This is a genomic window from Pseudomonas amygdali, assembly GCF_002699855.1.
Classification (GTDB): domain Bacteria; phylum Pseudomonadota; class Gammaproteobacteria; order Pseudomonadales; family Pseudomonadaceae; genus Aquipseudomonas; species Aquipseudomonas amygdali.
Genome location: NZ_LKBW01000073.1, coordinates 1 through 10,417, shown reverse-complemented (window position 1 = coordinate 10,417; position 10,417 = coordinate 1). Strand labels below are relative to the sequence as shown.

Sequence of the window (10,417 nt, the reverse complement as noted above, 5' to 3'; positions counted from 1 at the left end):
CAGGATGCAGGCCGCCAAGGCAGCGTAAGTGGATAATTGTCCAACCTTCGGGGGGCATACCAGAGCGTGCGGAACGATAATCTCAACTATCGTGCGGCGCTCCGCCCTACTTCTTCACGCCCAGCTTCTTCAATTCCTCATCACGCAGCTCGCGACGCAGGATCTTGCCGACGTTGGTAGTGGGCAGAACCTCCCGGAATTCCACGCTACGCGGCACCTTGTAGCCGGTCAGGTTGGCGCGCATGTGCTCCATGACCTGTTCCTTGGTGAGGGTAACGCCCGGTTTGGCCACGACGAAAACCTTGATGGTTTCGCCTGACTTCTCGTCCGGCACGCCGATCGCCGCGCATTGCAACACGCCCGGGAGCGTGGCCAGCACGTCTTCCAGTTCGTTGGGGTATACGTTGAAACCGGAGATCAGAATCATGTCTTTCTTGCGATCGACAATCCGGATGTAGCCATCGGGCTGGATGATTGCGATGTCACCGGTCTTGAGCCAGCCATCACTGTCGAGCATTTCATCGGTGGCTTCCTGGCGCTTCCAGTAGCCTTTCATGACCTGAGGGCCCTTGATGCACAACTCGCCGGTTTCACCGAACGCCAGCTCGTTGCCAGCATCGTCGATAACCTTGCACAGCGTCGACGGCACAGGAATACCGATAGTGCCCATCTGCACCTCTTTAGCGGGATTGACCGTAGCCACCGGGCTGGTCTCGGTCATGCCATAGCCTTCGCAGACCTGGCAGGCAGTGACCTGCTTCCAGCGTTCGGCAGCGGACTGCTGCAGGGCCATGCCGCCGGACAGGGTAACTTTCAACGCCGAAAAGTCGAGGTTGCGGAAACCCTCGTTATTGCACAGGGCCACAAACAGCGTGTTAAGGCCGACAAAGCCGCTGAACTTCCATTTCGAAAGCTCCTTGACCATGGCCGGCAGGTCACGAGGGTTGCTGATCAGGATGTTGTGATTGCCAAGCAGCATCATCGCCATGCAATGAAAGGTGAAGGCATAGATGTGATACAGCGGCAGCGGCGTGATGATGATTTCACAGCCTTCGCCCAGATTTGACGCCATCAGCGCGCGGCATTGCAGCATGTTGGCGATCAGGTTGCGGTGCGTCAGCATTGCCCCCTTGGCCACCCCGGTGGTGCCGCCGGTGTACTGCAGCACGGCAACATCGGCGCTGCCGGGCGACACGTCGGTCACTGGCTGACCACGGCCCTTGCCAAGCACATCGTTGAATTTGATGGCCTTGGGCAAGTGATAGGCCGGGACCATCTTCTTCACGTACTTGATGACGCTATTGATCAGCAAGCGCTTGAACGGCGACAGCATGTCGGCCACTTCGGTGACAATCACCTGCCTGATCTGCGTCTTGGGTACGACCTTCTCGGCCAGATGGGCCATGTTTGCCAGACACACCAGCGCCTTGGCACCGGAGTCGTTGAACTGGTGTTCCATTTCCCGCGCGGTGTACAGCGGGTTGGTGTTGACCACGATCAGCCCGGCGCGAATCGCACCGAAGACGGCAATCGGGTACTGCAATACGTTGGGTAGCTGCACGGCGATACGGTCACCCGGCTGCAGGTCGGTATGTTGCTGAATCCAGGCGGCAAAAGCGCCGGACAGCTCATACAGCTCGCCGTAGGTGATGGTCTTGCCCAGGTTGCTGAACGCCGGCTTGTCGGCGAAGCGCTGGCAGGACTGCTTCAGGACCGCCTGGACGTTAGGGTACTCGTCGGGGTTGATATCGGCAGGGATACCGGACGGGTACTTGTCCTTCCAGAAGTTATCAATCATTCAGTCGGCTCCGTAGCGATAGCGAATTCTTCACATCGCCTGAAGCGATGATTTTCTTGTGCTTGGAATTATGCAGTAGACGCTTTTTCGCTTTATGACTGATCAAAAAGCGCGCCGAGAGTAGCAGCTTTGCCAAAGGCCGACTAGAGGCAGAAGCAGGCCACACAGTCACGAATACGACCAGAAACCAACAAACAGTCACTTTAAATTCATTTAATAAATTTTCATCATCACGCCGAAAGTACCGAAACAGAGCGGCCAATCAATATAATCGCCTGTTTCCGAAAAAAACTGACCCCGTTTACAGCGTTCTGCAAACGGGGCCAGGTACACACATGGAGACGATTAAAGGGTCAGGCGATGTCCCGAAGCTCGCGTCGCAGAATCTTGCCCACCGGAGTCATCGGCAATGAATCACGCAGAACGATCTGTCTGGGCACCTTGTAGCCGGTGAAATTCTCTTTGCAGAAGGCCTTGAGCTCTTCAATGCTCAGCTGCGGGTCTCGCGCCACCACGAACAGCTTCACGGCCTCCCCCGAGCGCTCGTCCGGCACGCCGATACAGGCGCAGTTGGCGACTTTCGGATGGGCCATGACCACGTCTTCGATTTCATTGGGGTAGACGTTGAAGCCGGACACGATGATCAAGTCTTTCTTGCGGTCGACGATACTGACGAACCCGTCAGCGCCAATCACGGCAATGTCACCGGTCTTGAACCAGCCTTCGGCGTCCAGGCATTCGGCCGTGGCATCAGGCTGGTTCCAGTAGCCTTTCATGACCTGCGGCCCCTTGATACACAGCTCGCCACGCTCGCCGAAAGGCAACTCGATGCCATCGTCATTAATGACTTTCATCGCGGTGCCGGGCACGGGCATGCCCACGGTTCCCAGGCGTGCCAGGGCGCCATAGGGATTGGCGCTGGCGACAGGCGACGTCTCGGTCAGGCCGTAACCTTCGACGATCGTGCAGCCGGTGATCTGCGCCCAGCGCTCGGCCGTGGCCTTGACCAGTGCAGTGCAGTGCAGTGCCACCGGAGTTGGTGCTTTTCAGCGCCGAGAAATCCAGATTCTTGAATTCCGGGTGGTTCATGAGCGCCACGAACAGCGTGTTGAGGCCGATCATGGCAGTGAAGCGCCACTTGCCCAGCTCCTTGATGAAGCCGCCGATATCGCGAGGGTTGGTGATCAGGATGTTGTGATTGCCGCTGATCATCATGCACATGCAGTTCGCCGTGAACGCATAGATGTGATAGAGCGGCAACGGCGCAATCATCACCTCCTTGCCCTCTTCAAACAGCGATCCGCCTTGCGGTCCTTGCTGGCGCATGCAGGCATAGACTTGCTGCATGTTGGCGACCAGATTGCCATGGGTGAGCATCGCGCCTTTGGCCAGCCCCGTGGTGCCACCGGTGTATTGCAGAACGGCAACATCCTGCAGACCTCGCGGTACGACCTGCATGCGGCTCTCGCGCCCCAGGCGCAGCGCGCGCTTGAAGCCGACGGCCTGAGGCAGATGGAATTCGGGGACCATCTTCTTGACCTTGTCGACAAGGGTATTGACCAGCCAGCCCTTGGCCGCCGACTGCATGTCGCCCATTTTTACTTCGATCAGGTATTCGATGGCCGTGTCCGGCAGCACTTCCTGCACCAGCTTGCCGAACAGGTTGAGGTAAACCAGCGCTCTGGCACCAGAGTCCTTGAATTGATGGCGCATCTCGCGTGCGGTGTACAACGGGTTGGTGTTGACCACCGTCAGACCGGCGCGCATCGCACCGAATACGGCGATCGGATATTGCAGGATATTGGGCATCTGTACGGCAATGCGATCACCCGGCACCAGTTGAGTATGCTGCTGTAGATACGCGGCGAAGGCGGCGGAGTGACGCTCGAGTTCCGCGTAAGTCAGCGTCACGCCCATGTTGCTGAACGCAGGCCGGTCGGCGAATTTCCTGCAGCAGCGCTCGAACACCTCGACGACCGATTGGTAGGTTTGCAGATCCACCTCGGCGTCGACACCCGCCGGACGCTTGTCATCCCAGAAGTCAGCTTGCATTATTTTTATCCTTTTTCCCTGCATGGGTCTGGGCGGACGTTAGCAGTTAAAGTGTCTCAGGCAAATGATCGTCCGGGCCTCATCAGCAGCATGAATCTTGTCTCTGTTCAGACTGAAATCTGTCGTCGGCGATACACTGCTCACGGCAATCGGGCTGGTAAAGATACTTGCCCGATCGCTCAGTAGCCGTATTCACATGGCGTTTGCTTATTATTTGCCTTGAATGTGATCCGGGGAGCGCCAGCAAGCGTCTGAATGATCTTGTCCGCGCATTGGCGGCGACAGGTCATCAAGTGTTACAAATCAAGGCCAGGTCGGATTGCACGAACCGGCACGCTTCAATTCATTTTTATTGTCAGGACAGCCACATGACTCAAGTCACCAACACGCCTTACGAAGCTCTTGAAGTCGGTCAGACCGCCAGCTACAGCAAGACAGTGGAAGAGCGTGACATTCAACTGTTCGCCGCCATGTCCGGAGACCACAACCCGGTCCACCTGGACGCCGAATACGCCTCCAAGACCATGTTCAAGGAGCGTATTGCCCACGGCATGTTCAGCGGCGCACTGATCAGTGCGGCGGTTGCATGCAAGTTGCCTGGCCCTGGCACCATCTATATCGGTCAGCAGATGACCTTCCAGAAGCCGGTGAAACTGGGCGATACCCTGACTGTGCGCCTGGAAATCCTGGAAAAACTGCCGAAATTCCGCGTGCGCATCGCCACCCGTGTTTTCAATCAGAACGATGAGCTGGTTGTAGACGGCGAAGCCGGGATTCTCGCCCCGCGCAAGCAGCAGACCGTCGACCTGACCGTATTGCCCGAGATCACTTTCGGCTGATACCCGGAACCGGCGCGCGCACCTGCGGCCGCGCCCGGGCTCCACTGCTGACCTGAACACAAATTCATGATGCCCTCGGAACTGTTTTGGCTGCGCTTTCCACTCAAGAAACCAGCGCTACCTTATCCGGATCACGAATCGTTCATTCCTGCAGGCAGGGCAATCACCCATGAATATGATCACCCGAAATTATTATCCCGTCTCCGGGCAGCCAACCCAGGGCATAAACCCGCAAGCCGATAACAGTCCGCCACCTCAGGTCACGTCCGGCAATGGCAGCAAGCTGGTCGACTTCGCACCGCCGCAGCAGGCAACAGGGTTGCAGTCGTCGTTCAATGGCCTTGGCTCCAGGGCGCAAACGCCCGCTACAAACGCAGCCTCGGGTGCAACTGAAAACCCCGTCGAGTTGTTGCTGAACAAGCTGGTGGAAGCCATTCGCACCATCCTCAAGGATCTGTTTTCCAGATCACAAGGGCATCAGCAGGACGGCTCGACACCGGCACCTGCGCCGTCTGAACGGGAACAGGCGCCGACCTCCCTTCAGTCTTCATCAGCCCCCTCTTCAGGGTCGCCGTCATCGTCCGGCAACACAGAAAAGCCGTTCGTGGTGAAAAACGATTATCCGACCGACAAACCGGTCTCGCTGCAAAAGAGCGCCACAGCAGCGCCTTCTGATATGGCGCGCACTTCGGCGTCAGCCCAAGGCAATACGCCAGCCGCCAATCAGTCTGCGCCCGCCAAAACGTTGCCAACCGCCACAGACAGATCTGAGACCACAGAAAAAGTGGCGCAACCCGCGCACCGAGCGGGCAACGGTCCTGGGGCCGACATGTCCGGAATGGTCGGCTTCGCCAAACAGGCGAACACCACCGGCGGTAATGGTGGCGAAGTCGTCACGGTCAATACCGTAGCGGACCTCAAGAAGTACATGGAGGACGACAAAGCCCGTACCGTCAAACTGGGGGCCAACCTGTCTGCCGACAGCAAGGTGACCATCAACTTTGGCGCCAACAAGACCCTGCTGGGTACCGACAAGGGCAACAGCCTGCACAACATCTACCTGGCCAGCGGCAAGACCGCCAGCAATGACATCTTCCAGAATCTGAACTTCGACCACGACAGCCGTTATCGCGAAAACGGTGACATGCAGATGTTCATCAGCAGCGGTCAGAAATACTGGATCGATCACAACACCTATTCAGGCACCAAGGATCAGAACGCCAAAGGCCTGGACAAACTGCTTTATGTCGGCGGGACGGCAGACAACGTCAGTCTGACCAACTCGAAACTCCAGAACAACGAATATGGCGTGATTCTCGGTCAGCCGGACGACTCCGCTCAAGCCAAGGCCGAGTACAAGGGTTACCCGCGCATGACCATCGCCAACAATGTGTTCAGCAACCTGGATGTTCGGGCACCCGGCCTGATGCGGCATGGCGACTTTGACGTTTACAACAACTCGATCGACAACTTCCATCTTGGCTTCACCGCGACGGGGGATGCGACCATCCTCTCGCAGGCCAACTATTTGGCAAAAGGCGTGGATGTTTCCAACAAGGCCAGCAACTCCGGCGCGCTGGATGACTATGGCGATGCGCACTTCAAGGACATCGGCAGCAATGTCAGCTTCACCCAGAAGTCACCGGTGACCGCCTGGACGCCCAGCTATCAGCGCGACATCAAGACCGCCGAAGCCGCCAGAGCCTATGACTTGGCCAATGCCGGCGCCAAAACCGTGAGCTGATAGCGCCCGGCGTCCGATGCAGGGCGTGGCATGCAGACGAAAAAAAGGGCGACCGGAGTCGCCCCAAGTGCCTTGCGTGCTCATTGAATGCATGCAGGCGCGTGTCCGCCCACAACGCATTCGATGGAGCAAGATTAAGGCAGCGAACATAACGGCGAGTTGATCCAGATCAGCTGTTGCTGAACCAGACTGATCAGATCAAGGGTGTGGCGGCTGGATCAGCGTTTTTTGGGCTTTTTCTTCGGTTTTTTGCTGCTCAATGGCATCGCCTGTTCGAAGGCGTTACGCACTTCATTGAGGCGCTTGTCATTCAGATCGTGGATACGCTTGGCGCGCTCGGCACCCAGGTCGATCAGTTGTGCATCGTCGCTCATGGCTTGCGGTTCTCGAACACGGGAAATCAGGGCCAATAATGCTCAATCGCAGCAGCCCTGACCAGTCCCGTGATCAGTACAGCCCTGGGCGGTGCAGCAATCAGATCTGAATATCCACCCAAAGCCCCTGGCGCGGCTCGTCTTCGATGAGCGGTACAACGGGTACGGTATTGTCGGCGTTCAGCGAATCACCCGGGACCACCAGTCCCACGTATTCCTCGGCTTCTCCGCCGCCATGAGCCTGCTGCTGTTGCTGCTGGCGCTGTTGCTCTTCACGCAACAGCAACGCGCTGCGTTCAGTATCTTCATTGCGCAGGTCGATGGAGGTCTCGCTGGAGCTCTCCTGCACCGGCGCTACAGGTGGAATGTCCGGCATGCGTTTGGCCGGATCCAGCTGTGATGTCACAGGCACCACACTTAACGGAAGCATAGGTTGCAGCATGGTTTTACCTCCTCTTACCGGGGTTTCGGCCGTGCACGAGGCAACTTGAACCGGGCTGAAAGAGCCAGTGGTGGTTTATAAGATCTTTTTTGACCCCTCTCAGTGAAATAAGTGTCATGGAACCAAAAATTCGATAGGTTCCGGCGCTGACCATGAGTTTTTTCACGCTGCCTTTGGCCTTCGGGGCGTGTTCCGTTAACATACTCAGCTTTTTCAAGCGGGAGACAGGCAGCATGGCGCAGCAGTATCAACCGGGGCAACGCTGGATTAGTGACAGCGAAGCCGAGCTGGGTTTGGGCACCGTTCTGGCACAGGACGGCCGCTTGTTGACCGTGCTCTATCCGGCCACTGGCGAAACACGTCAGTACGCACTGCGTAATGCGCCGCTGACCCGCGTGCGTTTCTCCCCTGGCGACGTGATCACGCACTTCGAAAACTGGAAAATGACCGTTCGCGAAGTCGACGATGTCGATGGCCTGCTGGTCTACCACGGCCTGAACGCGCAGAACGAAGTGGTGACACTGCCGGAAACCCAACTGTCGAACTTCATCCAGTTCCGTCTGGCTACCGACCGTCTGTTCGCTGGCCAGATCGACCAGTTGTCCTGGTTTTCGTTGCGCTACAACACGCTGGAGCACACCAGCCGCCAATTGCAGTCCTCGCTGTGGGGCCTGGGTGGCGTGCGGGCACAGCCTATCGCCCACCAGTTGCACATCGCCCGCGAAGTCGCGGACCGTATCGCGCCGCGCGTTCTGCTGGCCGACGAAGTGGGTCTGGGCAAAACCATCGAAGCCGGTCTGGTGATCCATCGCCAACTGCTGTCGGGCCGCGCCAGCCGCGTGCTGATTCTGGTCCCGGAAAACCTCCAGCACCAGTGGCTGGTGGAAATGCGTCGCCGCTTCAACCTGCAGGTCGCGCTGTTCGACGCCGAGCGCTTCATGGAAAGCGATGCAGGCAACCCGTTCGAAGACACCCAGCTTGCACTGGTTGCCCTGGAATGGCTGGTCGAAGACGAAAAAGCCCAGGACGCCCTGTTTGCGGCAGGCTGGGACCTGATGGTAGTCGACGAAGCCCACCATCTGGTCTGGCACGAAGACAAGGCCAGCCGCGAATACTCGCTGGTCGAACAACTGGCCGAAGTCATTGCCGGCGTACTGCTGCTGACCGCGACCCCGGAACAGCTGGGTCAGGACAGCCACTTCGCCCGCCTGCGCCTGCTGGACCCGAACCGTTTCCACGACCTCAAGGCCTTCCGCGCCGAAAGCGAGAACTACCGTCCGGTGGCTCAGGCCGTTCAGGAGTTGCTCGATAAGGGCAAGCTGTCTGCCGAGGCGCAGGAAACCATTCACGGCTTCCTGGGTGCCGAGGGCGATTCCCTTCTGGCGGCCGTGAATACCGGCGACGACGAAGCCAAGGCGCGCCTGATTCGCGAACTGCTGGACCGTCACGGCACCGGCCGCGTGCTGTTCCGCAACACCCGTGCCGCCGTGCAGGGCTTCCCGGAGCGCAAGCTGCATCAATACCCGCTGCCCTGCCCTGTGGAATACCTTGAGTTGCCGGTTGGCGAACACGCCGATCTATACCCGGAAGTCAGCTTCCAGTCGCAGCCGGAAGTCAGCGAAGAAGAGCGCTGGTGGCGCTTCGACCCACGCGTCGACTGGCTGATCGACACGCTTAAAATGCTCAAGCGCGTCAAGGTGCTGGTCATCTGTGCCCACGCCGAAACCGCCATGGACCTGGAAGACGCGCTGCGCGTACGTTCCGGCATTCCGGCCACGGTCTTCCACGAGGGTATGAACATCCTTGAGCGCGACCGCGCGGCTGCTTATTTTGCGGACGAAGAATTCGGCGCTCAGGTCTTGATCTGCTCGGAAATCGGCAGCGAAGGCCGCAACTTCCAGTTCTCTCACCATCTGGTGCTGTTCGATCTGCCATCGCACCCGGACCTGCTGGAGCAGCGTATCGGACGTCTGGACCGGATCGGCCAGAAGCACACCATCGAGCTGCACGTACCTTTCCTGGAAACCAGCCCGCAGGCACGCCTGTTCCAGTGGTATCACGAGGCGCTCAATGCGTTCCTCAATACCTGCCCGACCGGCAACGCCCTGCAGCATCAGTTCGGCCCGCGCCTGCTGCCGCTGCTGGAAAGCGGTGACGACGACGAGTGGCAAAGTCTGATCGACGAAGCGCGCACCGAGCGCGAACGCCTGGAAAGCGAACTGCACACCGGTCGCGACCGCTTGTTGGAACTCAATTCCGGCGGCGCCGGCGAAGGCGAAGCGCTGGTTGAAGCCATTCTGGAACAGGACGATCAGTTCAGCCTGCCGATCTACATGGAAACCCTGTTCGACGCCTTTGGCATCGACAGCGAAGACCATTCGGAAAACGCCCTGATCCTCAAGCCAAGCGAGAAAATGCTCGACGCCAGCTTTCCGCTCGGCGACGACGAAGGCGTGACCATCACCTACGATCGCAATCAGGCGCTGTCTCGCGAAGACATGCAGTTCATCACCTGGGAGCACCCGATGGTTCAGGGCGGCATGGACCTCGTGCTGTCCGGCTCGATGGGCAACACCGCCGTGGCACTGATCAAGAACAAGGCGCTCAAGCCGGGCACTGTCCTGCTGGAACTGATCTACGTCAGCGAAGTGGTTGCTCCTCGCTCGTTGCAGCTGGGGCGCTACCTGCCTCCTGCCGCGCTGCGTTGCCTGCTCGACGCCAATGGCAACGATCTGTCGAGCCGTGTGTCGTTCAACACCCTCAATGATCAGCTCGAAAGCGTGCCTCGTGCCAGCGCCAACAAGTTCATCCAGGCGCAACGTGACCAGTTGACCCCGAGAATCAATGCGGGCGAAGAGAAAATCACCCCAAGACACGCAGAACGCGTGGCCGAAGCACAGCGTCGTCTGGCAGCCGACACTGAAGAGGAACTGGCTCGCCTGACGGCATTGCAAGCGGTCAACCCGACCGTGCGCGACAGTGAACTGGTCGCCCTGCGCAGCCAGCGCGAACAAGGCTTGGCCATGCTTGAAAAAGCAGCCCTGCGCCTGGAAGCGATCCGGGTACTGGTTGCGGGTGGTATGACCCCCGAAGGTTGGACGCAACCTTTGGAGGCGTCATGGGTAAATATACAGTGCAGGCAAAACTCGCAGCCGTGAAAGAATATTG

Annotated in this window: 5 protein-coding genes and 2 pseudogenes; 3 read left to right on the top strand and 4 right to left on the bottom strand. The window is 58.6% G+C overall.

Features of this window, described 5'->3' with window-relative positions; all coding sequences use genetic code 11:
• Nucleotides 1–106: 106 nt before the first annotated feature.
• On the bottom strand, nucleotides 107–1,798 hold the full coding sequence (fadD1, locus tag AO277_RS07560) for a long-chain-fatty-acid--CoA ligase FadD1 (RefSeq protein WP_044319854.1): 1,692 nt from the start codon (nucleotides 1,796–1,798) through the stop codon (nucleotides 107–109).
• Between the two features lie 353 nt (nucleotides 1,799–2,151).
• Nucleotides 2,152–3,850, bottom strand: a pseudogene (gene fadD2, locus AO277_RS07550) (long-chain-fatty-acid--CoA ligase FadD2).
• Nucleotides 3,851–4,218: 368 nt separating this feature from the next.
• Between fadD2 and AO277_RS07540 the strand changes: the two are divergent.
• Together AO277_RS07540 and AO277_RS07535 are read left to right on the top strand one after the other, a co-directional pair.
• Nucleotides 4,219–4,689: a MaoC family dehydratase gene (locus tag AO277_RS07540; RefSeq protein WP_044319853.1), complete on the top strand. Its 471-nt coding sequence runs from the start codon at nucleotides 4,219–4,221 to the stop codon at nucleotides 4,687–4,689.
• A gap of 169 nt (nucleotides 4,690–4,858) precedes the next feature.
• On the top strand, nucleotides 4,859–6,433 hold the full coding sequence (locus AO277_RS07535; RefSeq protein WP_044319852.1) for a pectate lyase family protein: 1,575 nt from the start codon (nucleotides 4,859–4,861) through the stop codon (nucleotides 6,431–6,433).
• 218 nt (nucleotides 6,434–6,651) lie between these two features.
• Here AO277_RS07535 and AO277_RS07530 read toward each other — a convergent pair whose 3' ends face one another.
• Entirely contained in the window at nucleotides 6,652–6,843 is a 192-nt protein-coding gene (locus tag AO277_RS07530; protein WP_044343432.1) for a hypothetical protein, read from the bottom strand.
• 64 nt (nucleotides 6,844–6,907) lie between these two features.
• Complete coding sequence (locus AO277_RS07525; protein WP_044319851.1) at nucleotides 6,908–7,249, bottom strand: hypothetical protein; 342 nt, start codon at nucleotides 7,247–7,249, stop codon at nucleotides 6,908–6,910.
• 233 nt (nucleotides 7,250–7,482) lie between these two features.
• On the opposite strand from AO277_RS07525, the pseudogene rapA reads away from it, so the two are divergent.
• Nucleotides 7,483–10,326, top strand: a pseudogene (gene rapA, locus AO277_RS07520) (RNA polymerase-associated protein RapA); the annotation flags it as partial.
• Nucleotides 10,327–10,417 lie beyond the last annotated feature (91 nt).

Coding starts and splice junctions, on each gene's coding strand:
- fadD1 (WP_044319854.1), bottom strand. CDS start 1,798: ATGATTGATAACTTCTGGAAGGACAAGTACCCGTCCGGTATCCCTGCC.
- AO277_RS07540 (WP_044319853.1), top strand. CDS start 4,219: ATGACTCAAGTCACCAACACGCCTTACGAAGCTCTTGAAGTCGGTCAG.
- AO277_RS07535 (WP_044319852.1), top strand. CDS start 4,859: ATGAATATGATCACCCGAAATTATTATCCCGTCTCCGGGCAGCCAACC.
- AO277_RS07525 (WP_044319851.1), bottom strand. CDS start 7,249: ATGCTGCAACCTATGCTTCCGTTAAGTGTGGTGCCTGTGACATCACAG.